Source organism: Acetoanaerobium pronyense (genome assembly GCF_017874355.1).
In the GTDB taxonomy this organism is placed as follows: Bacteria; Bacillota; Clostridia; order Peptostreptococcales; family Filifactoraceae; genus Acetoanaerobium; species Acetoanaerobium pronyense.
This window is the reverse complement of the sequence record NZ_JAGGLI010000022.1, coordinates 1-25,909: the sequence shown is the minus strand read 5'-3', so window position 1 is coordinate 25,909 and position 25,909 is coordinate 1. Positions and strand designations below refer to the sequence as shown.

Here is a 25,909-nt window from a genome sequence, read left to right as displayed (position 1 = left end):
AAAAAGGGGGTTTTTATGAAACTAGAAAATTTAAACACAAGATTTATGACTAGAAATGACTGCTACACTTCAAACAAAAAGATACTGCCAAAGGGAATAATGATTCATTCAACTGCTACTCCTGGGATTATGGCTAAAATGTGGTTTGAAAGATGGAACAAGTCATTTGAAAAAAAAGAAATACAAAGACAGGTTTGTGTACATGCGTTTGTTGATGATTTGGAAATATGGCAGTATCTGCCATGGGACCATAGGGGATGGCATGCAGGAGGTTCTGCTAACAATACCCATATAGGAATAGAGATATGTGAACCCTCAGGATTTTCATATTCTGGCACCAAAATGATTGGATATGATGCAGATAAAAATGAAAAATACTTTAATAGGGCATTTAAAAATGCAATAAACCTATGTGTCTATCTTTGTAAAATATATAGCTTAACTGAAAAAGATATAATATGCCATAGTGAGGGGTTTAAGAAGTCCATAGCATCTAATCATATGGATGTAATGCACTGGTTTCCAAAGCATAATATGGATATGGATAGCTTTAGATTAGAAATAAAAAAGCATTTGGATAGTCACACAAAATATTATAGGGTTCAAGCAGGAGCATTTCGTGAAAGAAAAAATGCAGCAGATTTAGTTGAAAAGCTTAAAAAAAGCGGATTTGATTCTTTTATATCCTATAATTAAAATTCAACTAAAAATATTAGAGTTATATTTATTTCAGTCCTCTTTCGATAAAAATCAAAAGGGGATTTTTTTTATTTGAGAATGTATATAAATTTTTCTTTTGGGTATTAATTAATTTGAAAATGTATGTTGAAAACTTTGGTTTGAAGCTTGAAAATAGCTTTTGTAAAGGAGGAAAAAAATGGATCCTAGAAAAAAGAACAATCTTGGAGAAAATCTACCTAGCAAAAACGACCATAAAGGTAAAACTACAGAAATAAAGACAGGTGCAGGAGCTCCAGTTGGAAATAATCAAGATACTCTAACTGCAGGAAAAAGAGGGCCTGCTATGCTTCAAGACGTATGGTTCTTGGAAAAAATGGCTCATTTTGACAGGGAAGTAATACCTGAGAGAAGAATGCATGCCAAGGGCTCTGGTGCATTTGGAGAATTTACTGTGACTCACGACATAACTAAGTACACAAAAGCGTCCATATTTTCTGAGATTGGAAAAAAGACACAAATGTTTGCTAGATTTTCTACAGTTGCAGGTGAACGAGGGGCGGCAGATGCAGAGAGAGATATAAGAGGGTTTGCCCTTAAGTTTTATACAGATGAGGGAAACTGGGACATGGTTGGAAACAACACTCCTGTATTTTTCTTTAGAGACCCTATGAAATTTATAGATTTAAATCACGCCATAAAAAGAGATCCAAGAACAAATATGAGGAGTCCAAATACAAACTGGGATTTCTGGACATCTCTTCCAGAGGCACTACTTCAAGTGACAATAGTAATGAGTGATAGGGGAATACCTAGCTCATATAGATTTATGCATGGTTTTTCCAGTCATGCCTATTCTTTTATAAATGCAAACAATGAGAGGACATGGGTGAAGTTTCATTTCCGTTCAAATCAAGGTATTCAAAACTTTACAGATCAAGAGGCTGAGATGATTATTGCTGGAGATAGAGAGTCTCACCAAAGAGATCTTTATGAAGCTATTGAGAAGAAAAAATATCCAAAGTGGACCATGTATGTCCAGCTAATGACTGAGGAGCAAGCAAGGAATATGCAGACAAATCCTTTTGACCTTACTAAGATGTGGCCGAAAAAAGATTTTCCTCTTATTGAGGTAGGGGAGTTTGTTCTTAATAAAAATCCAGATAACTATTTCCAAGATGTAGAGCAGGCAGCTTTTGCTCCTAGCAATGTGGTTCCTGGGATTAGTTTTTCGCCGGATAGAATGCTTCAAGGGAGATTATTTTCCTATGGAGATGCCCACAGATATAGACTGGGAGTCAATCATCATCAAATACCAGTAAATAGTCCTAAAGGCGTTGAGAACCCTCATGCTTTTCATAGAGATGGTCAGATGAGAGTAGATGGCAATTTAGGGTCTGAGCTTCATTATGAACCAAATAGTTATGGTAACTGGACAGAAAGTGAAAGGGACTATGAACCTAAACAAGATGGGGGACATGTATACAGATATGATTTTAGGGAAGATGATCATGACTACTACACTCAGCCTGGGATGCTATTTAGAGCAATGACTAAAGAGCAAAAGCAGGTACTTTGCGAAAATACTGCTAGAAATATGGCAGATGCTACTTTACAAATCAAGCATAGACATATAAACAACTGCTATCAGGCTGACAAGGAGTATGGAGAAGGAGTAGCAAAAGCATTAAATATAAATATAGAAGATGTAGATCTTAATCTTCCAAAGAGAGATTCCAAGGAAAACAACTATAAGGCCAATAATGCCCACCCAGAGCTAGATAAACCTAGTGAGGATATGTCAAAAAAAGATTGGCAAGAAATAAAGACTGATTATGATCCAAAATCGTTTATAGATCCTATGAAAGATCCATATCTTTTGTAATATGCATACAATAAAAGAGGACCATACTAATCATATGGTCCTCTTTTATTGTTTATATAGTTTAAGATATCTATATTTTAAATTGAGCAGAAATTTTTATTAAATCTTCATTTATTTTTTTGAGGTCGGCAGCTCTTTGAGCTAAATCGGAAGCGGAAGCAGATTGCTCTTCTGTGGATGCCGATATCTCTTCTGCTGATGCTGCAGTCTCTTCTGATATAGAAGCCACAGATTTTACTGAATCCATTACTTCTTCTTTTGCAGAATTCATGGATTGAGCACTAGTTCCTATTTTGTGTATATCATCAATTGCCTTTTCTATATTTTTTTCAAGTGTATTAAATGCATTTTTGACATCAGATGTAAGACCAGATTGTGAAGATATATTTGCGTTGATTTCCTGTGAATTTAAAAGTACAGAATTCATTTCTGACATTATATTTTCTATCTGGCTCTGGATATTTTCATTAGCATCAACAGTTCCATTTGCAAGTTTTCTAATTTCTTCAGCAACAACTGCAAAACCTCTGCCAGCTTCTCCAGCTCGCGCAGCTTCGATAGAAGCGTTTAGTGCAAGTAAGTTTGTCTGATTTGCTATGCCTTTAATTATATCTGTAAAGTTTTTGACTTCATTTAGTGTAATAGAAAGATTAGATATCGATTCATTAATTTTGTCTAAGGAACTTTCGGTTACAATGTTTTGACTAGATAACTGATCTATTTTAACATCACCATCATGGGCAGAAGATTTTACAATATCCACAAACTCATTTAATCTAGATGAGTTTTCTACAACAAATTCGATTTCCTTGGATAAATCCTCAGACTTAGATAGTGTTCTTTCCACTTCTTCTGCTTGGCTTACAGCACCTCTAGTTATTTCTTCTATAGCGAAAGCTATACTCTGAGATACCTCAGCTGATGCTTCTGATTGGTTAGTAAGTTTTTCTACCCCTTCCTCCATTACATCAGTCGTATTTTTAAGACTTAGGGCTATAGTGCTTAGAGTCTGCTTTAAGGCATTAATTGAAGTTGAAAGTTTGGAAAGTTCATCACTTCCAGAAACTTCTAATTCAAAATCGAATTCTCCACATGCAAGTTTTTCAGTGGCATTTATAGATTTTATTATTGGAGATACAAACCTCTTTGATAATACGAGGGTCAAAATACCTGCTATTACTAGTATAACTAGAATGGATATCAATATAGTATAAGCAACATTTTTTCCCATTGCAGTTAGCTCTGATCTTACAGGATTTACGACCTCTATGAAATCTCGTTCGCTTAGGCTTCCAACAAGAATCATATCACCCCTTGGCATTGCCTTAACCACTGAAGCAGTGGACTTCTTTTGATTATCTTCTTCTATTTCATAAATAACTAGTTTTGCATCATTAGGAGATGCATGGCTAAGAGTATCTATAATTTCGGGAATTTCTATTTTTTCACCTACCTTAGATGAATCTATATGTCCTGTAATAGTTCCATTTTTATGAATCAATGATATAGTTCCGGTATTTCCTATGTGATAGCTACTTGCTAGGGTTGATAATTGTCTCATATTTAGATCTATTCCTACAATTCCAATTACCTGATTATTTGATCCGAGTATTGCTTTTGAGGCAGTAATTACAATGTCATTAGTAGCCATATCTGTGTAAGGTTCAGACCAGTATGTAGATTCTGGATTGTCTTTTGCGCCTTCATACCATACTCTAGTTCTTGGGTCATAATCTGCTGGAGGGGTATTGGATGTACTATCTAAAATGAAACTACCATATTCAGTTCCAACATAAATGGCCATTATAGTATCGTGAGATTTTTTAAAACTATCCATGGCTCCAATAAGCCATGGTATACTCTCAGAACTAGGACTATTAGAGACTCCAATTGCATTTGGATCTGTTGAGATTATATGAGTAAAATGTTCAATTAAATCAAGTTCTGAATCTACAGCCCCTACTATACCATGAATTTGATTTATGGCAGTGCTATGTATCAAGCCTTCTAAGTCATCATGTAAATTATCTGCTGAGCTTTTTATACCATTTGATATTGCATAAATCTGTACAGCAAGTGTAGTCATGAGACTAATAAGAAGAATAGAGGTTACAAATAAAATAAGTTTGTTAGTAATGCTTTTCATTATTATAATCATCCTTTCGCTAAAATCTTCTGGTCTTATTTTATGACTTATAGATAGTTGTATATACCTAAAAAAAATATTTTTAAGCAGTATTATTCATAATAACATAAAAAATTATAAATAAAAGGTTTTGTTACAAAATGAACAAAATAATCTTAGACTACTTTTTTTAAAAAAATATTATGTTAGCCCGAATTATTCATAAAAAAATAATTTAGGCTCTTACAATATTTTCAGGTTCACTTTTAAGGGTTGTAGCAATAAAAGTAACTCTTGGAAGAAGCTCGCCCCCTTCTCTTAATTCTACTTTCATTAAATCTCCATTTAGGCCATTAAATAGCATTAGAGGATGATATCCTTTAGCTGCATAATGATAGTTGTAGTTACTACCTTCTTGCTTTCCAAAGGTTCTAAAATTTGTTGAGTCTATATCTAAAACCATATTTTCAGTAGTTTCAAAGGTATTTCCTTTTTCAAATAAAGTTAAAAGCAAATCATTTAAAGAAGCTATATCTTTTTTATCAAGTGAATTGATAAACCTAGAAATAGTAGGCTGGGAAGCTAATTCTTTTTTGCCTAAGATATTTGTAAATACAGGATCACTTCTTAAACTATCTGAATCATAATCGTGGCGATAGCCAGCAATAGTAGTGTAAATAAGTTGTTCAGCGATAGAAGCAAAACTATGTTTTTTATATGAATGACTTTTAAAAATATCTTCAAGTAGCGGCTTAACTCCAAGTTTTTCAACAAATGACCTGATTGTTAAAAGACCAGAATCGGAAGAAAGATTACCACCTTGAAAATTATATGAAATACTTTTGTTGAAGTTAAATGAATATTGCTGTAAACTAGACATAGAAAAGGCTCCTCTCATGTTTGGTTTTGGTTTAGGCACTTAAACTTTAACACGAAATTGAGTCCTTTTCTATTTTTTTTGTATTTTCACCTAATAGGTGTAAAAGGCTACGCCTTTGTAAAGCTTAAGCTTAAATGGTTTTAAAGATTTTAAAAGAAGTGTATGAATAATTCAGGATAAAATAAATCCCATTGAAGGTAATATTTCAATTGGGATTTATTTAGCTGAAAAATAAATAAGAAATTCATTTCAAGATGTGATAAAATCGTATATATAAGAATTTTCTGAACAATTTCCGTAGTTTATTTATCAATTAGATAATAAGACACTTAAAAAGGAGAGCTATATGACTAAAAGCATAAGGACTAAGATAGTGCTTAGCATGGTTTTCATGCTTATTACGGGGGGGATGTTCTTAGGGGTTTCTAATTATACTGATTCAAAAATGCTTGCCATAGATATTCTAAAACAAAATAATCAGTCTGAGCTAAGAAATATAAGCGATTATTATTTCGAAAAGCTAATATATGATATGGAGTTCATTGTAAAGACTTGGGCAGAGGATTCGGATATAGTTAGCTACGAAAAGGAAAATGGACAGGGAAGGTATGTGAAAAGCATTCCAGAAAATTTTGAAGAAATCCAAGGCAAGTGGGTAGGCATTATAAGATCTATGGAAAATATCGCCTGGATGTATTATGCTCTAGAGGAAGATGGTTCTATTTTTATTGCACCTGTGGATGAAACCATGCCCAGTGACTATGATGCAAGAGTAAGAGATTGGTATATTGGAACTGCAAGAGAAAATGGTGATGTCTTTTGGACAGAGCCTTATATAGATGCAGGGGAATCAGGCAAGCTACTTCAAACTGTATCTAGGGGAGTCTACAGAAACAATGAACTAGTTGGAGTTGTAGGGCTTGATATAGAGCTTCAAAAATTTACAGAGATAATAAATGAACTTAGCTATTCAAAACATTCATATATTTTTCTTCTTAATCAAATGGGTGATATACTAGCTCATAATTCAGAATTTCCACCAGAGCTTAAGCCTTATGTTAGAAGGGCTGCATACAATTCTGATGAACTTATTACTATTGATTCTGTGGAGTACGTATCTTCTTCAGTGCCAATTAGTATTAACGACTGGAAGCTTGTTGCAATTACAAGAACTAATCTAGAATCTGAGCTCAAGCTTATTAGGAATAGAATATTTGGAATAGTAAGTACAGTGATTTTATTTGGGATATTTATTTCTATAGTACTTTCAAGGCATCTATTAAGGCCCCTTAACTCTCTTATTTTAGCAACTGATGAGGTAAGTAGAGGAAATTTTAAAATAAGAACAAATACAAAATCCAAAGATGAATTTAATATACTTTCAAATAGCTTTAATCATATGCTGGATCATATAGAAGATCTTATCAAGGAGAGGGATAAAAACTATTTGAAGACAGTGACAGTGCTTGCCAATGCTATAGAGGCTTCTGATGAATATACAAGGGGACACTGTGATAGAGTTGGTGAAATCTCATTAAAGATAGGGGAAAAGATGGGTCTAAGCGAAAGGGAAATGGACAATTTGAGATTTGCCTGTATACTTCATGATGTGGGGAAAATAGGGATAAATGATAGGATATTAAACAAGCCTTCATCTCTGACAATGGAAGAATATGAGGTAATTAAAAAACACCCTATGATTGGATATGAAATAATAAAGGAAGTTGATTTTCTGGAAGAGCCTGCAAATATAATGCTACAGCACCACGAGAGGATAGATGGAAATGGATATCCAAATGGCATAAAAGGTGAAGATATTAGATTAGAAGCAAAAATCCTTGCGGTTGCAGATACCTATGATTCTATTTCCAGCGAAAGAGTCTATAGAAAAAGAGTATTTACTAAAGAAGAAATTAAAGAGGAGCTTATAAGAAGCAGTGACACTCAGTTAGATGGTAAAGTCGTAAAAGCCCTGCTTGATATATTAAATGAACAAGATAATTAAGCTATAATACCTAAAAGGTCTCACCCATTTTATTTAAATATGGATGAGGCCTTTTGAGTTTAAAAGTATCTTTAAATCTTGAATTATTTGAGGGTTATTAAGATTATTTTCTATTGAATTAACCAGATTATCTGGTTGTAAATAAATTCCGATAAGTTTTTTTCTTAGCTTATAAAAATCCTCATTTAAAATACAGTCTGTATTTATTGAGCAATCTTTAATTAATCCGTCTTTAGTGGATAAACCTATTTCAAATATTCCCCAGCTGAATTTTTCTTCAAGGTGGATGTCAAAGGATGGGGATGCTCCATAGCTCCACATCCAGTCTTTATATTCAAGTGATTTTTCAAAAACAATAGGGTTTAAGTTATCTCTATCTATATTTATCAAATCACAGTCTAGGTTATATTCTTTTTTAAATGAATCTATGATTTTAAGGGATAAATCCTTGGGGTTAATATTTTCATTTAAACTTTTGAGGTTAACAACCCTTGCTTTTACTGACTCAATACTTTTTGATTTAATTTTAAGGGGAGAAGGGGTAAGATATCTTGAGAGTGCATCAAGGTCAGTGTCTATAAGGAGGGTTCCATGATGACACTGAAAGTCATCATGACCCATAAAGGCGTTTCCTGAAAATTTTGCACCATTAATTACAAAATCATTTCTCCCTGAGGCTTCTCCCTTTAAGCCGTAGCTTTCAATGGCATTTAGTATTACATTATATTGCCTTTTTATATCGTGATTTTGTGTACTTGATATAAAGGTGAAGTTTAGGTTTCCAAGGTCTTGGTAAACTGCTCCGCCTCCTGATTTTCTTCTTACGAGGTTTACGCTATTAGATTTTATTTTACCTATATCACATTCCTTATAAGGGTTTTGATGTCTTCCGATGACAATTGTTTTGTCATTTTGCCAAAGGTAAAGTATTACAGTATCTTTACTGCAAGTACTTAGTAGATAATCTTCAAGTGCCAGATTTAAAGGACCGTCATTTAAATTTGATATATATATTTCGATTTTTTTAGGCAAAGTGAATCCCTTTCCCTTCAAGCATAAGTAGTGCTTCATGGATTGATTCAGATGATGTAGGGTGAGCATAGATTACATCTATAGCTTTTTCCACAGTGGTTTTTTGGGCTACTAGATTTGAAAGTACTGCCATAAGGTCTGTAGCGTGTGGACCTACTATGGTTCCTCCTAATATAGTTTTTGAGTTTTTATCTGCAATAAGTTTTACAAATCCTTCAGATTCTCCCATTGCAATAGCTTTACCGTTTGCTATAAATGGAAACTTGCTAACTATGATATCCGTAGAGCATTCTTTAGCAGCTTTTTCACTAAGGCCTACATGCCCCACTTCAGGTGATACGAATATGGCACTTGGTATAGCATTATAGTCTATTTTGTGGGAAGCTGAGCATATGGAGTCTACAGCTACTATTCCCTGATGGGATGCTACGTGGGCAAGCTGGATTATGTTTGTCACATCTCCAACTGCATAAATGTTTTCTGCACTTGTTCTCATAAATTCATCCACTAAAATTCCATTTCCCTTTTCATTTAGCTTTACATCAAGGGCATTTAAATCAAGGCTTTCCAGATTTGCTTTTCTTCCTGTAGCCATTGCTAATTTTTCTGACGATATATGGTGGATTGTTCCTTTAATTTCTACTTCAAGAAGTTTTAAGCCATCTAAAGTATTTTTTATGGCAACCGCCTTTGCATTTTCGTATATATTGATGCCTTTTTCTTTTGCAGAATCCTTTATTACATCAGCAACATCTGAGTCTAAAAGGCCTAGAATTTGTGGAGTGTATTCTATTACATTTACCTTTGTTCCTAGGGAATTATATATAAAGGCAAACTCCATACCAATGACTCCCCCTCCTATTATAGTAAGGGATTTTGGAATTTCTTTGAGATTAAGAAGTTCCTCATTTGTAAGGATATCTTTGTCATCTGCACCTTCTATAGGAAGGGTGGATACTTTAGAGCCAAGTGCTAGTATAAGATTTTTATAAGTGAATTTATAGTTATATTTTTTAGTATTTACAACTATAGTCTTATCTTCATTTACTTTAGCTCTACCGTTTATATATTCTATGGAGTTTGAGTTCATAAGGTGCTCTATTCCTCCAATGAGCTGATCTACAACACTATCTTTACGCTCTACCATCTTTTCAAGGTTTATATCAAAATCATTTACTGTAATTCCATGTGAATTTGATGATTTGATGCTTTCGATTATATTTACGCTGCTTATCATTGCCTTAGTAGGGATGCAGCCGTAATTTAGGCATGTACCACCTAATCTATCTTCTTCTATAAGAGCTACTTTTAGACCATTTTGAGCACCTCTTATTGCAGCTACATATCCTCCAGGTCCACCACCAATAACCAGAAGGTCAACATCCACAGATTTGTCTATTGGTTTTACTATTCCAAAGGTATAGCCTTGCTTTTTTTCATTTGATGAAGAAGATGAGTCTGCATCCATATCCCCAATTTTCTCCCCTTTTTTTACTGTGTCCCCTTCGCTGATTGTAAGGTTGAGGATTTTTCCGGTGAACTCGGATTTTATGGGAAAAGTTCCTTTGCTTGACTCTACTGTCATTATCACTTCTCCAGCTGAAATATTGTCCCCTGATTTTTTATTTAATTTTCCAACTATAGCCTCTTTATCGTGACCGTTTAATTTTTCTATAATTATATCTTTATTCATGATTTTTCCTCCAAAAAATAGGGGAAGAATATTCTCCCCCTAGGCATTAACAAGTAATCTAAAATATCACTTTAATAAAATAAAATCTCTTTTATTTAAAATCTTTCTCAAACTCATCTATACATTCTTTAAGAAGAGTTACAGTGTATGCCATAGAAGGGCCCCCGCCAAATGCAACTGAAACCATAGCTGCTTCTAGGATTTCTTCTCTTGTAGCTCCTGTTTCAAGAGCTTTGTAGCAGTGATAAACTATGCAGTATTCGCATCTGTTGTAGCATCCTATAGCCACGCTCATTAGCTCTTTTGTTTTTAAATCAAGGTGTTTAGGCTCGTAAGCTGCTCCTAAAAGACCCATGAAAGCTCCTACTTGTTCACCGTTTGTTGCCGAAAGATTCTCAAGTCCACCTACAAAACTATTTAGCATTTCTCTTACGTTATAAGCCATATTGCCCTCCTGATAAAGTTTTGAATTTACTTGCTATAGCAAGTATAAATTAAGTATAGCAAATAAATTGATAAATTTCAAACGATTTTAAAAAATATTCTACAATAAATAAAAAATCCTAGAGAGTTCGAAATTTAACTATCAAACAGTCTAGGATTTTCTGAAGATTAGGCTTTATTTTTGGTCTTTAGAAATATTATCAATCATTTTTGAAAGAACCTTCTCGAATATAATAAGTTCAGATTCCTCTATGTCTTTTATGAGGTCGTTGTTGAAATCATCTCCATAGGGAAGCAGGTTTTTAAATAAACCTAAGCCTTTTTCTGTAAGACTTACAAGTGTAACCCTTTTATCTTTTTCACTTTGAGTTCTTATGGTTAAGCCATCTCTTTCCATTCTTTCAAGGAGTCTTGCCGCACTTGAATCTTGTACGCTCATCAGATTTGAAAGCTCTCTTTGAGATATAGGCTGGTATTTTGAAATATAGTAAAGGGCTATCCACTGTATTCTTGTGACTCCTGTGTCTTTTAGCCTTCGACTAAAGGCTTCTGAAATCTGCTTCATAGCATTTTCAGTTATATGACCAACTCATCTATCTAAATTAAAAAACATTTTTTCACCTCATTTTATGTACCGATAAATCTTTTTATTTAAAGTAAGTTTCTGCAATCCATTTTGAGATTTCCTCTGAGTTAAGTGGTTTTGAAAATAAGTAACCCTGAATATAATCACAACCAATATCAATGAGGTAGGCCCTCTGGCTCTCTGTTTCCACTCCTTCAGCTATAACTTCAAGTTTTAATTTGTGGCATAAATCTATTACAGTCTCTACAATCTCTTGATTTTTAGGGTCATTTTCTATGGATAAAAGAAAGCTTTTGTCTAATTTCACCTTATCTATTGGAAGAACTCTGAGGTAATTTATTGAAGAATAACCGGTTCCAAAATCATCAAGTGAAATTCTAAAACCCATTTGTTTTATGCAGTTAAGAGTTTGAAGTACGTAAATCTCATTTCTTATCATTGCAGTTTCTGTTATCTCAAACTGTATCTTTTCAGGTGGAAATTGATATTTCTCTTTCATATCTTCTAAAAAAGGGATTATATGTTGCTGTACAAGTCCTTCTGGAGAAAGATTTATAGAAACAAAAAGGGGGGCATCTTTTTTATCTATCCATTGCTTGACTTGTAAAAATACAGAATCTATAACTAGTTTTTCTATAGATTTCATTTGACCTGTTTTTTCAGCAATTGGTATAAATCTAGCTGGAGGTATATATCCCTCCTCATGATCTTTCCATCTTATAAGAGCTTCAAGGCCTACAAGAGTACCTGGTTTTGTAGAAACTATAGGTTGATAGTGCATTTCAAATATATTTGCATTTATAGCTGTACGTATTTTATGACTCATATCAATTTCTTCATAAACTGATTTTGACATATGGTCACTATAAAACTGATGTCTGTCTTTTCCTCTAATTTTAGCGCAGTAAAGGGCTGTATCAGCCTTTGGAAGAAGGTCGTATATATTGCTTCCATTGACTTTATTTATTGATATGCCTGCACTGAGAGTCACAAAAATCCCCAGACTTTCAAACCAAGGGTCTTTTTTTATATTTTTTAACATTTCTCCGATACTTCTATCTAGCCATGAGAGATTTTTAAAATCATAAATTATAAGTATAAACTCATCGGCATTAACTCTATATGCCTTTCCTTTTCCAAATTTCCAAGATAAAAGAGTATTTGTCAATATTTCATGAATTTTAGAGATTACAAGATTTCCTCTGAGATGTCCAATTGTACTGTTTATATATCTAAAATTGTCTATATCTAAGTAAACAAAGGCTTTTCTGATACTATCTATTGCATCGAAGTCTCTTCCGATTTCAAAAAGAGAGTTATATATTTGATTTTTATTTGAAAGTGTATCTATATTAAATTCGATATTGTTTTTCATAATAAAGCCTAAAGGCTATTTTCCCTCCCGCGCCAATATTTTCATATATTAAGTATTTTATCTTTAGTGAAAGATTGTGTCTAGTGGTATTGAAATATGACAGTTAAAAATCTATTTATTATCTATAAAAATAATATTCTTTAATGGAAGATATGATATTATTAGTTTAACAATGTAATTTGAATAAGTCTGGAGGGGATTTTGTGAATATACTTGTGACTGGTGGAGCTGGATATATAGGTTCTCATACATGCGTATCACTAATTGCGGCAGGACATGATGTAATTGTAGCGGACAATCTTTGTAACAGTAAAATAGAGACGATTGATAAGATTGAAAAAATTTCTGGAAAAAGTATCATATTTTATGAAATAGATGTAACTGAAGAAAGTAAGGTTGAGGAAATATTTTTAAAGCATAATATAGATGGGGTAATTCATTTTGCAGGGCTTAAGGCTGTTGGAGAATCTGTGAGCAAGCCCCTTGATTATTACTATAATAATCTCGTGAGTACAATGGTTTTGAGCAAAGCTTGCATTAGACACAGGGTCTCAAAGTTTGTTTTCAGTTCTTCAGCTACAGTGTATGGAGATAATAAGGTACCTTTTAAAGAGGATATGCCTCTTCTTGAAACAACCAATCCATATGGAGAGACTAAAGCTATGAGCGAAAGAATACTTTCGGATATATCTAAGGCTAATGAAGGCTTTTCGGTATCTCTTCTTCGTTACTTTAATCCAGTTGGGGCTCATGAGAGTGGACTTATTGGTGAAGATCCAAATGGAATTCCAAACAACCTCATGCCTTTTATAACTCAAGTTGCCAAGGGAAAGCTTAAAAAGCTTAGTATCTTTGGCTCTGACTATGATACTGTAGATGGAACTGGTGTAAGGGATTATATTCATGTTGTGGATTTGGCTGAAGGTCATGTAAAGGCGATTGAAAAGCTTGAAAAAGGCATAAATATATATAACCTAGGTACGGGAAAGGGAACTTCTGTCCTTGAGCTTGTAGAGACATTTAAAAGAATAAATAATATTGATGTTCCTTATGAGGTAGTTGATAGAAGGCCTGGAGATATAGCATCTTGTTACGCTGATGTAAGTAAGGCAGAATATGAACTTGGGTGGAAGGCCGTCAGGACGGTGGAAGATATGGTAAGAGATTCTTGGAGGTTTGAAATGGGAGTATAGGAAATTAAGAGATTTTCGTATGTGATGCCCTCAAAGTAAAGAGTGTGGTAAAAATTACACTATCTACTTTGGAGGCATTTTTTATAAATATATTACTAAATCATTATCAAAATATACTAGAATAGTGTTGATTATATTGGGTAAACATAGACTATATAATTAAAAATATAAGTTATGAAGGGCTTTTTATACTTCTAAACTAATATTTATAGAGCTAATAAATAGGTTCTTGTGGAGGTGATTTTCGTGGTAGATAGATACTATAGCAAAGTATATTTTCAAAATTTATATAATCTGTTTCAAAGAATCCAGAAAAAAATTCTAAGAAAACACTTCCTATATAAAATAAGAATAACTCCTTTAAATATTGAGGAAAAGGACAAATTTTTTATTCCACTTGATATAAATATATTAAATAAAATGTATGAGGTTTTTAAAGAAGAGTTGTCTGAAGAAAAATATATGGTTTTAAAATCCCGCCTAGAGGAAAATTCTTCTGATAAAACTTTTGTGGTTTTGGACAAAGATGAAAATATATATGGTTATTATTCCATGAGCTTTGGAAATCATTTTGAAAAAGAGATGAATTTTAAAATCCCAAAAGATGAAGAGCGGGCTTATTTATTTGATTCATATACCTTTAAATCAATGAGAGGAAATAGTGTTCAGCTCTTTGCAATAAAATCTAGACTTAAAATTGCCGAGAGTAAAGGATATAAATTTGCTACTTGTATAGTGATGGATGGAAATATAGCTTCAGAAAAAAATGTAATGAAGGCTGGATTTGAAAAAGCAGGTACGGTTAATTACTATCATTTTAAAAAAATAAAAAAGACTTTTATAAAGGAATGGGATTAAATTAATTCAAAAAAAGACTCTGCGTCTATTGATGCAGGGTCTTTAATAGTATTCAGAGTATTTAATTTATTGGAGTTTATTTTATTATTTTATATTTTCATCCTCTACCCATTTTTTAGCTTTTTCTACAGCTTCCTCGGTAGGGATATCTACATTCGTATCTGGGGTATGACATTTCACACTGTCATAAACATCAGTTGCAGGGATTGAGCTTTTATCTTTTTCATTCACATCACAAATATCTTTTGTTTTGTTTATTTTATTTTCTTGTTCTTCTGATATTTTTTTATCCTTTGACATGATTTACCTCCTATTTAAAATAAAAATCAATGTTCACATATATTATCTACCCAGTTTTTTAAAAGATAAGCTATATAGAAAAAGGAAATTTTTGATAAAATGTTAAAATTTGTTAAAAGTGTTATAAAAAATCATTTAAGAAAACGTTGACAGAGAATTTTTAAAGTGATAACATGCTAGTATACTAGTAAAATAGTCAGAAAAATGAAAACGATTTTAGCGTTTAATTTTATTAGTACAAAATATTAATTGAGGTGAAAAGGATGAAGAAAAATTTTCGCAAATTGACAGGATTCTTAGCACTTACTTTATTATCATCAGCGTTACTTAGCGGGTGTTCGGGAGGAAGTGCTCCAGCTTCCAATGGCTCTGCAGATGCAGACAAGGTTTATGAATTCAAATTTGGTCACGCAGCAGACGAAAATAACACTTGGCATAAGGGTGCGATGAAGTTTGCTGAAGAGGTAGAGGCAAGATCTGAAGGAAGAATAAAGGTTACTGTATATCCTAACGAGCAGCTTGGAAATGAGATTGACAATGTAACTGCAATTCAAGCTGGAACAGCGGATATGGTAATGTCAGGAGAATCTCTTCAGAACTGGGCTGATAAGGTTGGAATAATGTCTACTCCTTATCTAATAAAAGACTCTGAGCATCTTAAAGCTGTAATAGCAGGAGAGCCTGGACAGGTGCTTGATAAAGAAATATATGAAAAAGCAGGTCTTAAAGTCCTTACTTATTTTGAAAGAGGGCCAAGAATGCTTACGTCAAATAAGCCTATAAATAATATAAACGATCTTCAAGGTCTAAATCTAAGAATACCAAATGTACCTCTGTTTGTAGAAACATGGAATCATTGGGGAGCAAGACCGACTCCTATGGCTTTCTCAGAAGTATTTACAGCTCTTCAGCAAAATACTATAGAGGCTCAGGAAAATCCTCTTGCCCTTATGAATAGTGGCGGATTCTATGAAGTTCAGAAATACATAAATAATACTGCCCATGTACGTGGATGGATATATATGCTTGTTGGAGCGGATCAGTGGGAAGCTCTTCCAGAAGACTTACAGCAAATTATGATGGAATCTGCAAAAGTTGCTCAAGATTATGAACATCAACTTTTCCTTGAGGCAGAAGAAGAAATCTTTAACTCTCTAATAAATGAAAAAGGAATGGAGTTTGTAGAGACTGATACTTCAGAAATGATTTCAAGAGCTGAGACATATTACGAAGATAACCTTGCTCCAGAGCTTCTTGAGCTTTACAACATGATTAAAAACATACAATAATTCTCACAAGGCAAAGCATCTAGATTTTTTGGATGCTTTGTCTTCTAATCATTTTGAAATTTGAGGGAGATGCCATGAGAATCAAAAATGCAATCACTAAAGTTTTAGATACATTGACAGTGATATCATTTGTATTAATGATATGTGTGGTTGTGCTTCAGGTAATAGGAAGAACACCTTTGATGCCAAAACCTTATCATTGGACAGAAGAAGTAACAAGGATGCTATTTATATTCCTTATATCTATAGGGTCTATATCTGCTGTTTTACATAATGAGTTTGTTGCTGTAGATTTATTTATTTCAAGACTTCAAGGAAAGGCTCTTATAATTTACAACTCTTTTTTACATTTTGTTATAGCTGGCTTTTTACTATATCTTGTTCCTTCTGGATTTAAGTTTATGAATCTCGGAGCAAGGCAGCTTTCTCCAGGTCTTAGAGTTAATATGAAATACATATATGGATTGATACTTGTCAGTATAATTGGAATGGGAATAGCTCAAGTTTATATGGGAGTTTTAAATCTTATGGAGCTAAAAAAGAAGAAAGAGAGGAGTATAAGCAATGGATAGTTTGGTTTTAATACTTTTTATATCCTTCTTAATAATACTTATGATGGGTTTTCCAGTTGCTTATGCACTTGGTATATCATCGTTTATCTATCTAATAGGTGCAGGTATAGACCTTTTTGCAATACCTCAGAAAATGTATGGGGGGATGGACTCATTTGTACTTCTTTGCATACCCGGTTTTGTCCTTGCTGGTAATCTTATGAATGTTGGAGGAATCACCCAAAAGATAGTTGATTTTGGAGATCATCTATTTGGACATATTAGAGGAGGCCTTGGATTTGCTAATATAGGGTCTTCCATGATATTTGCAGGAATTTCAGGTACTGCAATTGCGGATACTGCATCTGTAGGGGGAATAATGATTCCTGCTATGAAAAAATCTGGATATGATGCAGAATATGCTTCGGCGATAACAGCAGCATCTTCCACTATAGGGCCTATAATTCCTCCAAGTGTACCTATGATAATAGCTGGAACGTTAACTGGTATTTCAGTTGGTAGACTTTTTATAGCTGGTATTATACCGGGAGTGCTTGTAGGCCTTTTCCAGTTTTTCGTTAATTATTATATTTCAAAGAAAAGAAACTATCCAAAAGGCGAGAAAAAACCTATAATCGAAATTTTAAAATCTTTTAGATCAGCATTTTGGGCAGTGCTTATGACTATGATAATACTCTTTGGTATTCTTGGGGGGATATTTACTCCGACTGAGGCTGCCATTGTTGCTATACTTTATGCTTTTATTGTTGGAATATTTGTTTACAAAGAACTAAATGTAAAGATGATTCCAAATCTTATTGTTGAGTCAGCCAGATCTTCGGCAAGCATACTTATGCTTGTAGGATTTGCAAATGTATTTGCATGGATACTTGCAAGTGAGCAGATTCCTCAGATGGTTGCAAATGGAATGCTTTCTCTTACTACAAACAAAATCATGATTATAATACTTATAAACCTATTGCTTCTTTTTGTAGGTATGTTTATGGAAACTATATCTGCAATTGTAATACTTTTTCCGGTGCTTTTAGTTGTAACTAGAACAATCGGGATGCCAGATATACAGTTTGCTGTGATGGCTGTATTAAACCTAGTTATAGGGCTTGTGACACCTCCCGTTGGAGTTTGTCTATTTGTAGCATCAAAAATAGGTGGAATAAGTCTTGCAAAGATATCAAAAGCTATTATGCCATTTTTAATAGCGAATCTACTTGTACTGCTTTTAGTTTCTTTTGTAGAACCTGTGACAATGTGGTTACCGAGCTTTATGTAGAATAGGAGGAAAACATGAAAGGCATTATTGTAAACAAACCTTTTGAGATTGATATAGTTGATTTGGAAAAACCAGTAATTGAAACCGAAAAAGAAGTTCTTATAAAGGTAAAAGCTTCGGGAATATGTGGCTCAGATGTTCATATATATCACGGAACAAATGCGGTTGCAACATATCCTAGAGTGCTAGGACATGAAATAGTTGGTGAGGTTGAGGAAATAGGAAGTGGCGTAACTAAGTTCAAAAAAGGAGATAGAGTAATAATAGATCAGGTAATGAACTGCGGTAAATGTTACGCCTGCAAGATAGGAAGAGGTAATGTATGCAAGGACTTAAAGGTGAGAGGTGTACATGTACACGGTGGATATAGAGAGTATATCACTGCAGATGAATCTAGCCTTTATCATATACCTGAAAAGCTATCATATGAAGAAGCTATAATGATAGAACCTGCAACTATTTCTGTGCAATGTCTATCTAGAGCACAGGTAACTAAAGATGATACAGTGTTGATACTTGGAGCAGGAGCACTCGGAAGCAGTATACTCAAAGTTGCAAGACTTAGCGGAGCAAAGCTGATAGTTGCAGATATATTTGAAGAAAAACTTGAAGAGGCAAGAAAACTTGGTGCTCATCATACAATAAATATGAAGGCAGAGGATCCCCTTAAAGAAATTAGGGATATTACAGATGGGTATGGGCCTACAGTTTCAATAGATGCTGCTTGCACTAAGGAAACCCTTCCTTTTCTTCTTGAAGTCACTGGAAATGCAGGAAGAGTAATAACTATGGGATTTTCAGAAGATTTATCCCCTATAACTCAGCTAAAGATAACTGCCAAGGAACTTGATGTAAGAGGATCAAGACTTCAAAACAAGAAATTTCAAGAGGTAATAGATCTTGTAAATGAAGGAAAGATTGACTTTGAAGGTTCAGTATCCCATAGTTTTAACTATAATGATGTAAAGGATGCATTAGCTCTTATCGAAAAGGGAGACCCTAGCGTCCGAAAAATAGTATTAACTTTCTAGAAGGATTTTTCAGATAAAAAACCTATGGTATAATTTTTATAATGTTTAAAATCTGCCATAAATGAGGAGATAAAGTGAATATATTAAAAAGGGAATCTAATGAGACTGCAAGAGATTATGCTTACAGAACAATCAGGGAAAATATAATATCACTTGACCTTGCTCCAGGAATAATGCTCAGTGAAAATGAGATATCCCAAGAGCTTGGCATAAGCAGGACTCCTGTGAGAGAAGCGCTTATAGAGATGAGTAAAATGAAGCTTGTGGAGATAGTGCCTCAAAGGGGTAGTTTTATATCAAAGATAGATTATAGGATTATAGAAGAAGCTAGATTTTTCAGACTTATAGTAGAGACTTCGATTACAGAGCTAGCCTGTGAGATGGCTACCGATAGGGACATAATGAGGCTTGAGGAAATGGTTTCTCTTCAAGAGTTTTATCTAGAGAGAAATATGCATGATAAGACATTTTATTATGATGATGAGTTCCATAGAGTGCTATACAATATTGCTCACAAGGAGTTTATAAGAAAAATAGTAGAAGATACTACTGTTCATTTTGACAGAGTTAGAAGACTGAGCATAGAAACTATAAAAAGTGATAGAGTAATAGAAGACCATAAAGCTATAATAGATGCTATAAAAAAGAGAGATAAAGAGATGGCTAAGAAAGTCCTTACTGAGCATCTTACGAGATATAAGCTTGATGAGGAGCTTATAAGAAATAAATACCCAGAATATATCATAGATTAATAACCTTCCTTAAGCAGATGACAGATTTTTTCTGTCATCTATCTAAACATGTATACTAGTGTACTAGTTGATAAAAATGAAAGCGGTGAATATAATATGAAAATGACACTTAGATGGTTTGGGAGCAAGCATGATAGCGTTACATTAAAGCAAATTAGGCAAATACCAGGATGTGTAGGAGTAATTACTACACTTTATGATACTAAGCCTGGAGAGGTTTGGACAAAAGAAGCTATAAAGGCTATGAAGGATGAGGTAGAGGAGGCAGGACTAGAGCTTAGCGGAATTGAAAGTGTAAACATACATGATGATATTAAGATAGGTGCATCTACAAGGGACGAATATATAAAAAATTATATAGAAACTCTTGAAAATTTAGGTGAGGCTGGTATAGATTTAGTATGTTACAACTTCATGCCTGTATTTGACTGGACTAGATCAGATCTTGCAAAGATGAGAACTGATGGCTCTACAGTACTTTCTTATGACCAAGAACTTATAGACAAGATTGATCCGACTGCTATGTTTGAGCAGATAGATTCAAATTCAAATGGATTTGTAATGCCAGGATGGGAACCTGAAAGACTTGCAAGAGTTAAGGAACTTTTCGAGCTATACAAAGAGGTTGATGAAGAAAAACTTTTCGAAAACCTAATATATTTCCTCAAGGCTATAATGCCAACTTGCGAGAAATACAATATAAAAATGGCTATACATCAAGATGATCCAGCTTGGCCAGTGTTTGGACTCCCAAGAATAGTAAATAACAAGGAAAATATAAAAAGGATTCTTGATGCAGTTCCTGTAATGAATAATGGACTTACTCTTTGTACAGGCTCTTTAGGGTCAAGTCCTAATAATGATATTCCTGATATGATAAGAAGCTTTAAAGGAAGAGTTCACTTTGGGCATGTAAGAAACCTAATTCATCATGCACCAGGAAAATTTGATGAGGCTGCCCATCTATCATCGGATGGTTCTCTTGATATGTACGAAATAATGAAGGCATTTTACGATATAGGGATGGAGGGGCCAATCAGACCAGATCATGGAAGAATGATTTGGGATGAGGTAGCTATGCCAGGTTATGGGCTTTATGACAGGGCACTTGGTGCTACGTATTTGAACGGTCTTTGGGAAGCGATAGATAAATTATCTAAAGCAAACAAGTAAAGGGGTGGTTCATATCAAACTCACAGTTGAAGGTTTAATGGATAAGACCCCTTGGGAAGAAAAGGGATATATTCTTCCTAGGTTTGACCAAAAGCTTGTAAATGAAAAAACATACAGTAGTCCAAATTGGATACATTTTGGAGCTGGAAATATTTTCAGAGCTTTTTTAGCTAATGTGAATCAAAACAACCTAAACGATAAAAAAACAGATATAGGGATTGTAGTTGCAGAGGGATTTGACTATGAAATAATAGAAAAAACCTATAGACCTCATGATAATATGAGTCTTCTTGTGACATTAAAAGCAGATGGAGCTATAGAAAAAACAGTTGTATCTAGCATCACAGAGTCCCTGATATCAGATTCGGAGTCTGAAGCTGATTGGAACAGGCTAAAAGACATATTTAAAAATAATAGTCTTCAGATGGTGAGCTTTACAATAACGGAAAAGGGATACAACCTAAAGGATAATCAGGGCAATTACTTTGCTATAGTTAAGGAGGACTTTGAAAAAGGTCCAAAATCTCCAAAAAGCTATATGGGTAAGGTTGCCTCCCTTCTTTATGAAAGATATGAAAATGGTAAGACACCCCTTGCCCTTGTAAGTATGGACAATTGCTCTCACAATGGTACTAGATTATATAATGCAATAAATGACTATGCTAAAAACTGGGCAGAAAATAATCACGCAGATAAAGGATTTGTTGACTATGTGAACGATGAAACTAAGGTTTCGTTCCCTTGGAGCATGATAGACAAAATAACACCTAGACCAGATGACAGCGTAAAAGAAATCCTCATTAAAGATGGATTTGAGGATGCACAGGGAATAGTTACATCAAAAAACACCTATATTGCATCATTTGTAAATGCAGAGGAGCCTCAGTACCTTGTGGTTGAAGATATTTTCCCTAACGGAAGACCTGTAATAGAGGATAAAGGGGTAATATTTGCAGATAGGGAGACTGTGGACAAGGTAGAAAAAATGAAGGTTTGTACCTGCCTTAACCCTCTTCATACAGCCCTTGCTATATTTGGATGCTTGCTTGGATTCAACCTTATATCAAAGGAAATGGAAGATAGAGATTTAAGGTCACTTGTACAGAAGATTGGATATGAAGAAGGACTTCCAGTCGTTGTTGGCCCTAAGATACTTGATCCTAAGGAATTTATAGATGAAGTAATAAATGTAAGGATACCAAATCCTTTTATGCCAGACACTCCACAAAGAATAGCTACTGACACATCTCAAAAGCTTGGAATAAGATTTGGAGAGACTATAAAGGCTTATATAAAGAGAGAAGACCTTGATGCTTCTTCCCTAAAATATATCCCTCTTGTACTTGCGGCTTGGTGCAGATATCTAATGGGAGTAGATGATATGGGAAATCCTATGGAGCTTAGCCCTGATCCTATGTTAGATGAAGTAAGGGATTATGTAAAGGATATAAAGCTAGGGGATAAGGGACCTTTTTCAGAAAACCTTAAACCTCTTCTTTCCAATGAAACTATATTTGGTGTAAATCTTTATGAAGCAGGTCTTGCTGATAAGGTTGAAAGGTATTTTGAAGACCTTGTAAAAGGAGAAGGAGCTGTAAGGGCTACTTTGAAGAAAGCTTAATAAATAAAAACATTTATAAATAAAAACCTCCAAGTAGATAACCTAGTTAAAACTAGGGCTCTACTTGGAGGTTTTTCTATTGGCTATAACCTGAATCGGTATCTAAAGATGCTAGCTTAATCAGCTTTCCATTTACAAGTATCCTTCCAGGCAGAATTTCCTTCTTTATATCATCTGGATTATCCGTGATTGATTCATTTAGTTTTGAATCTAATTTATAAACTAAATAAAGAATTCCCAAAAAAACAACTAAAAAAATCATTGAATAATATATCTTTATTTCTGTGAGGTTATTGTTTATATTCAAAAGAGCCAGCATTATAGAAGATGTGAGGACGGTAAAGATTAAAAATATGTTTATTATTTTTATATGAGATTTTTTGAAAACAGAGTTTGAAAAAATTAGATTTCTAACTCTATTTTTCAAAAGTTTAGTGACTAAGGAATAATAAAAAATCACTATTATCATAACTTTTATTCTATCGATATTTGACATAGCCAGTGTTTGAAGATCAAAATCTATGAAAAAGGATATGGTGGCAATACATAAGATTTCAGAAAGAAGAAGTATTAGGGTGGCTAAGGCAGAACCAATAAAAGCCTGGAAAATATTTACTTCGTAAAAAAAATAAATTATTGTAGTAAGGGCAATCAAACAAATCGAAAATTTCAAGATTTCAGGATAAAATGAGCCTAGAAATGATAGGAATGAAAAAATTAATATCATTTTTAAATTTTTAAGAGAAAATAGATTTTCTTTTTCTTCAAAGAATGAATAAATCCCATATATGCAAAGATTTGCTAATATAACTTTGCTAATAAATTCTAATAAAAAGCTATCCAAACTATCATCTCCTTAATGGCAATAATTATATAAAATATTATATCACGGTAAAGGTGAATCAAAAATATTTTCATGGAACTAGTATAGAACTAGTGTAATTTATAAAAATAAATTTTCTGTGAATTTTAATTCTGTTTTACAAACCTAAAGTTTATGCATATAGTAATTCACTGGAAGGTACCCATTGATAATATATTAAAAGTTGGAACTTCTTAACTAGAAGAGAAATAATGAAATTGTTTAAAATTGAATGTTTACAATTGGTTTTAAGTAATATTCTAAAAAATAAAAGTATTTTTATTAATTCAAAAAGAATAAATAATCATAATGTTATTTTTTTAGCAAGAAAACATTTTTGAAGTTTCAATTTCATATTTTAACGACTTTGCATAAAATTTTATTTTTATACTAAATTGGGTTGTAAATAAGTAAAATCAATGATAAACTTTTAAGAAAAATATTCTGAATTTTCGTTAAAACGAATAAATTGCAAAATATGCAATGGTTTATAATTCGGGATAGAAATTACTTAGGAGGTAGTTTATGGATTTACAAGTCATTGTTGATTTTCTAAATGGTATTATATGGAGTGATTTTTTAGTTTATTTACTTCTTGGAACAGGGATATTTTTCACAGTTATCTTAAAATTCCCACAAGTTAGATTAATTAAAGATATGGTATCTCAAATGATTAGTGGAGATAGCTCAGACTCTGGAGTTTCTTCTTTTCAGGGATTTGCTATGGCGCTTGGAGGAAGAGTTGGTACAGGTAATATAGCTGGGGTTGCAACTGCAATCGGGGTCGGTGGACCAGGAGCTGTCTTTTGGATGTGGGCAATCGCTTTCCTTGGAGCGGGTTCGGCATACATAGAGTCGGCACTTGCACAGGTTTATAAAGAGGAAATGGATGGAGAATATAGAGGTGGGCCTTCTTATTACATAGAAAAAGGTCTTGGAATAAAGTGGTTTGCAGTACTTTTCGCTATATCAGCAGTACTTGGAGTAGGGATATTCCTTCCTGGAGTACAGGCGAACAGTATAGCAAGTTCGGTAGGGTCGGCATTTGGTCTTTCTCCTTATCTAACTGGAGCTATAGTTGTAGGACTTCTTGCTACGGTAGTATTTGGAGGAACTAAACGTATAGGTAAGGTTGCAGAGATAATAGTACCAATAATGGCAATAATATATATAATAGTAGCTCTTGTGATTATAGGTGTAAACATAACAGCACTTCCAGATGCGTTTATGCTTATAATAAGATCAGCATTTGGAGCAGATGCGGCATTTGGAGCAATAATAGGTACTGCAATTTCTTGGGGAGTAAAAAGAGGTATATACTCAAATGAGGCTGGTCAAGGGACAGGTCCTATGGCAGCTGCTGCGGCAGAGGTTTCTCACCCTGCAAAGCAAGGTCTAGTACAGGCATTTTCTGTATATGTTGATACACTTTTCGTATGTTCAGCTACGGCTTTTATGATAATAATCACGGGAATGTACAATGTTGCTGATGATGCAGGTGGGTTCTTAGTTGAAAATATTCCTGGGGTTGAGATAGGTCCTAACTACACTCAGATGGCTGTAGACACTTTAATACCAGGATTTGGACAAGCTTTTGTGGCAATAGCACTTTTCTTCTTTGCATTTACTACACTTCTTGCATATTACTACTATGCTGAGACGAATGTTGCATATCTGTTTAAAGGTTCTAAAAATCATAAGACTTATTTCTTCTTCACTAAGATTGCTCTTTTAGCAATGACATTCTATGGATCTATCCGTACAGCGAATCTTGCTTGGGGACTTGGAGATATCGGTGTTGGTCTTATGGCGTGGCTTAATATTATTGCTATATTAATGCTTAGTAAAGTAGGTATAGCTACTTTAAGAGATTATGAAAAGCAAAAGGCTGAAGGAAAGGACCCAATATTCGTACCTGAAGACCTTGGAATAAAAAATGCTGATGTATGGAAAAAAATATCAGTAAAATATAAAAAGAAAGCTTCAGAAAAAGTTTCTTAATTAAAAATATTATTATCAAAAAGCACTTTAGAGCTTAAAAACTCTAAAGTGCTTTTTGTGATTACAAAATAATATTTTAGAAAATGTTTTATATTTTAATGTCTATATTTTTTATATTATTCTATTAAAATAGATATTTAACTGTTCATTAACTTAGTATTAACAACCCCTTAACTTTTAAAAAAATATTTATCCCGAATTATTCATAAAAAAATAATTTAGGCTCTTAATTCAGAAATTAGAAAATTCCACAATAAAAGTTCTTAATTTTAGTTTTCTACTCA

The 25,909-nt window shown here is 33.6% G+C and carries 22 protein-coding genes; 13 read left to right on the top strand and 9 right to left on the bottom strand.

Going from position 1 to position 25,909, the window contains the following annotated elements; genetic code table 11:
- Window positions 1-15 precede the first annotated feature (15 nt).
- Together J2Z35_RS09730 and J2Z35_RS09725 are read left to right on the top strand one after the other, a co-directional pair.
- Window positions 16-696, top strand: coding sequence for an N-acetylmuramoyl-L-alanine amidase (locus J2Z35_RS09730; protein WP_209661208.1), 681 nt, complete (start codon window positions 16-18; stop codon window positions 694-696).
- A 181-nt stretch (window positions 697-877) separates the two neighbouring features.
- The gene (locus tag J2Z35_RS09725; protein ID WP_209661207.1) at window positions 878-2,563 is read left to right on the top strand and encodes a catalase; all 1,686 of its coding nucleotides are present in this window, start codon (window positions 878-880) and stop codon (window positions 2,561-2,563) included.
- A gap of 70 nt (window positions 2,564-2,633) precedes the next feature.
- Here the strand turns inward: J2Z35_RS09725 and J2Z35_RS09720 are convergent, their stop codons facing one another.
- Window positions 2,634-4,709 (bottom strand): methyl-accepting chemotaxis protein, encoded by a 2,076-nt coding sequence (locus J2Z35_RS09720; protein ID WP_209661206.1) that lies wholly within the window; start codon window positions 4,707-4,709, stop codon window positions 2,634-2,636.
- Between the two features lie 214 nt (window positions 4,710-4,923).
- On the bottom strand, window positions 4,924-5,568 hold the full coding sequence (locus tag J2Z35_RS09715; RefSeq protein WP_209661205.1) for a transposase: 645 nt from the start codon (window positions 5,566-5,568) through the stop codon (window positions 4,924-4,926).
- A 346-nt stretch (window positions 5,569-5,914) separates the two neighbouring features.
- On the opposite strand from J2Z35_RS09715, the gene J2Z35_RS09710 reads away from it, so the two are divergent.
- Window positions 5,915-7,573 (top strand): HD domain-containing phosphohydrolase, encoded by a 1,659-nt coding sequence (locus J2Z35_RS09710; protein ID WP_209661204.1) that lies wholly within the window; start codon window positions 5,915-5,917, stop codon window positions 7,571-7,573.
- A gap of 33 nt (window positions 7,574-7,606) precedes the next feature.
- Here J2Z35_RS09710 and J2Z35_RS09705 read toward each other — a convergent pair whose 3' ends face one another.
- From J2Z35_RS09705 to J2Z35_RS09685, 5 genes are all read right to left on the bottom strand, one after another.
- Window positions 7,607-8,605: a lipoate--protein ligase gene (locus J2Z35_RS09705; protein ID WP_209661203.1), complete on the bottom strand. Its 999-nt coding sequence runs from the start codon at window positions 8,603-8,605 to the stop codon at window positions 7,607-7,609.
- A complete protein-coding gene (lpdA, locus tag J2Z35_RS09700) occupies window positions 8,598-10,298 on the bottom strand; it encodes a dihydrolipoyl dehydrogenase (RefSeq protein WP_209661202.1) in 1,701 nt (566 codons plus the stop codon). Before lpdA ends, J2Z35_RS09705 begins: the two co-directional genes overlap by 8 nt.
- 91 nt (window positions 10,299-10,389) lie before the next feature.
- A complete protein-coding gene (locus J2Z35_RS09695) occupies window positions 10,390-10,743 on the bottom strand; it encodes a carboxymuconolactone decarboxylase family protein (RefSeq protein ID WP_209661201.1) in 354 nt (117 codons plus the stop codon).
- 174 nt (window positions 10,744-10,917) lie between these two features.
- On the bottom strand, window positions 10,918-11,307 hold the full coding sequence (locus tag J2Z35_RS09690; protein ID WP_209661200.1) for a MarR family winged helix-turn-helix transcriptional regulator: 390 nt from the start codon (window positions 11,305-11,307) through the stop codon (window positions 10,918-10,920).
- 82 nt (window positions 11,308-11,389) lie between these two features.
- Complete coding sequence (locus J2Z35_RS09685; RefSeq protein ID WP_209661199.1) at window positions 11,390-12,703, bottom strand: putative bifunctional diguanylate cyclase/phosphodiesterase; 1,314 nt, start codon at window positions 12,701-12,703, stop codon at window positions 11,390-11,392.
- Window positions 12,704-12,906: 203 nt separating this feature from the next.
- Between J2Z35_RS09685 and galE the strand changes: the two genes are divergently transcribed.
- Both galE and J2Z35_RS09675 read left to right on the top strand, forming a co-directional pair.
- Window positions 12,907-13,896 (top strand): UDP-glucose 4-epimerase GalE, encoded by a 990-nt coding sequence (gene galE, locus J2Z35_RS09680; RefSeq protein ID WP_209661198.1) that lies wholly within the window; start codon window positions 12,907-12,909, stop codon window positions 13,894-13,896.
- Between the two features lie 246 nt (window positions 13,897-14,142).
- A complete protein-coding gene (locus J2Z35_RS09675; protein WP_209661197.1) occupies window positions 14,143-14,754 on the top strand; it encodes a hypothetical protein in 612 nt (203 codons plus the stop codon).
- Window positions 14,755-14,838: 84 nt separating this feature from the next.
- On the opposite strand, the gene J2Z35_RS09670 is transcribed toward J2Z35_RS09675, so the two are convergent.
- On the bottom strand, window positions 14,839-15,054 hold the full coding sequence (locus J2Z35_RS09670) for a CDIF630_02480 family spore surface protein (protein ID WP_209661196.1): 216 nt from the start codon (window positions 15,052-15,054) through the stop codon (window positions 14,839-14,841).
- 263 nt (window positions 15,055-15,317) lie between these two features.
- Between J2Z35_RS09670 and J2Z35_RS09665 the strand changes: the two genes are divergently transcribed.
- The 7 genes from J2Z35_RS09665 to J2Z35_RS09635 all read left to right on the top strand — a co-directional run bounded on the left by J2Z35_RS09665 (window position 15,318) and on the right by J2Z35_RS09635 (window position 22,762).
- Window positions 15,318-16,343: a TRAP transporter substrate-binding protein gene (locus tag J2Z35_RS09665; protein WP_209661195.1), complete on the top strand. Its 1,026-nt coding sequence runs from the start codon at window positions 15,318-15,320 to the stop codon at window positions 16,341-16,343.
- Between the two features lie 53 nt (window positions 16,344-16,396).
- Window positions 16,397-16,915 carry a TRAP transporter small permease gene (locus J2Z35_RS09660; protein WP_209661194.1) on the top strand — a complete coding sequence of 173 codons (519 nt, stop codon included), beginning with the start codon at window positions 16,397-16,399 and terminating at the stop codon, window positions 16,913-16,915.
- Window positions 16,908-18,185 (top strand): TRAP transporter large permease, encoded by a 1,278-nt coding sequence (locus J2Z35_RS09655; RefSeq protein ID WP_245330837.1) that lies wholly within the window; start codon window positions 16,908-16,910, stop codon window positions 18,183-18,185. The genes J2Z35_RS09660 and J2Z35_RS09655 overlap by 8 nt, the downstream gene beginning before the upstream one ends.
- Window positions 18,186-18,199: 14 nt before the next feature.
- Complete coding sequence (locus J2Z35_RS09650; RefSeq protein WP_209661193.1) at window positions 18,200-19,216, top strand: zinc-binding alcohol dehydrogenase family protein; 1,017 nt, start codon at window positions 18,200-18,202, stop codon at window positions 19,214-19,216.
- Between the two features lie 74 nt (window positions 19,217-19,290).
- Window positions 19,291-19,968, top strand: coding sequence for a GntR family transcriptional regulator (locus J2Z35_RS09645; protein ID WP_209661192.1), 678 nt, complete (start codon window positions 19,291-19,293; stop codon window positions 19,966-19,968).
- Between the two features lie 48 nt (window positions 19,969-20,016).
- Window positions 20,017-21,141 carry a mannonate dehydratase gene (uxuA, locus tag J2Z35_RS09640; protein ID WP_330623426.1) on the top strand — a complete coding sequence of 375 codons (1,125 nt, stop codon included), beginning with the start codon at window positions 20,017-20,019 and terminating at the stop codon, window positions 21,139-21,141.
- Between the two features lie 4 nt (window positions 21,142-21,145).
- Window positions 21,146-22,762 (top strand): mannitol dehydrogenase family protein, encoded by a 1,617-nt coding sequence (locus tag J2Z35_RS09635; RefSeq protein WP_330623425.1) that lies wholly within the window; start codon window positions 21,146-21,148, stop codon window positions 22,760-22,762.
- A 76-nt stretch (window positions 22,763-22,838) separates the two neighbouring features.
- Here J2Z35_RS09635 and J2Z35_RS09630 read toward each other — a convergent pair whose 3' ends face one another.
- Window positions 22,839-23,606 carry a hypothetical protein gene (locus J2Z35_RS09630; protein WP_209661191.1) on the bottom strand — a complete coding sequence of 256 codons (768 nt, stop codon included), beginning with the start codon at window positions 23,604-23,606 and terminating at the stop codon, window positions 22,839-22,841.
- Between the two features lie 543 nt (window positions 23,607-24,149).
- On the opposite strand from J2Z35_RS09630, the gene J2Z35_RS09625 reads away from it, so the two are divergent.
- Window positions 24,150-25,625, top strand: a complete 1,476-nt coding sequence (locus J2Z35_RS09625; protein ID WP_209661190.1) for an alanine/glycine:cation symporter family protein — start codon at window positions 24,150-24,152, stop codon at window positions 25,623-25,625.
- Window positions 25,626-25,909: the final 284 nt, after the last annotated feature.

What these genes read in the sequence shown, in the direction of transcription:
- J2Z35_RS09730 (WP_209661208.1), top strand. Translation starts at nt 16, where the DNA reads ATGAAACTAGAAAATTTAAACACAAGATTTATGACTAGAAATGACTGC.
- J2Z35_RS09725 (WP_209661207.1), top strand. Translation starts at nt 878, where the DNA reads ATGGATCCTAGAAAAAAGAACAATCTTGGAGAAAATCTACCTAGCAAA.
- J2Z35_RS09720 (WP_209661206.1), bottom strand. Translation starts at nt 4,709, where the DNA reads ATGAAAAGCATTACTAACAAACTTATTTTATTTGTAACCTCTATTCTT.
- J2Z35_RS09715 (WP_209661205.1), bottom strand. Translation starts at nt 5,568, where the DNA reads ATGTCTAGTTTACAGCAATATTCATTTAACTTCAACAAAAGTATTTCA.
- J2Z35_RS09710 (WP_209661204.1), top strand. Translation starts at nt 5,915, where the DNA reads ATGACTAAAAGCATAAGGACTAAGATAGTGCTTAGCATGGTTTTCATG.
- lpdA (WP_209661202.1), bottom strand. Translation starts at nt 10,298, where the DNA reads ATGAATAAAGATATAATTATAGAAAAATTAAACGGTCACGATAAAGAG.
- J2Z35_RS09695 (WP_209661201.1), bottom strand. Translation starts at nt 10,743, where the DNA reads ATGGCTTATAACGTAAGAGAAATGCTAAATAGTTTTGTAGGTGGACTT.
- J2Z35_RS09690 (WP_209661200.1), bottom strand. Translation starts at nt 11,307, where the DNA reads ATGAAGCAGATTTCAGAAGCCTTTAGTCGAAGGCTAAAAGACACAGGA.
- J2Z35_RS09685 (WP_209661199.1), bottom strand. Translation starts at nt 12,703, where the DNA reads ATGAAAAACAATATCGAATTTAATATAGATACACTTTCAAATAAAAAT.
- J2Z35_RS09670 (WP_209661196.1), bottom strand. Translation starts at nt 15,054, where the DNA reads ATGTCAAAGGATAAAAAAATATCAGAAGAACAAGAAAATAAAATAAAC.
- J2Z35_RS09665 (WP_209661195.1), top strand. Translation starts at nt 15,318, where the DNA reads ATGAAGAAAAATTTTCGCAAATTGACAGGATTCTTAGCACTTACTTTA.
- J2Z35_RS09655 (WP_245330837.1), top strand. Translation starts at nt 16,908, where the DNA reads ATGGATAGTTTGGTTTTAATACTTTTTATATCCTTCTTAATAATACTT.
- J2Z35_RS09650 (WP_209661193.1), top strand. Translation starts at nt 18,200, where the DNA reads ATGAAAGGCATTATTGTAAACAAACCTTTTGAGATTGATATAGTTGAT.
- uxuA (WP_330623426.1), top strand. Translation starts at nt 20,017, where the DNA reads ATGTATACTAGTGTACTAGTTGATAAAAATGAAAGCGGTGAATATAAT.
- J2Z35_RS09625 (WP_209661190.1), top strand. Translation starts at nt 24,150, where the DNA reads ATGGATTTACAAGTCATTGTTGATTTTCTAAATGGTATTATATGGAGT.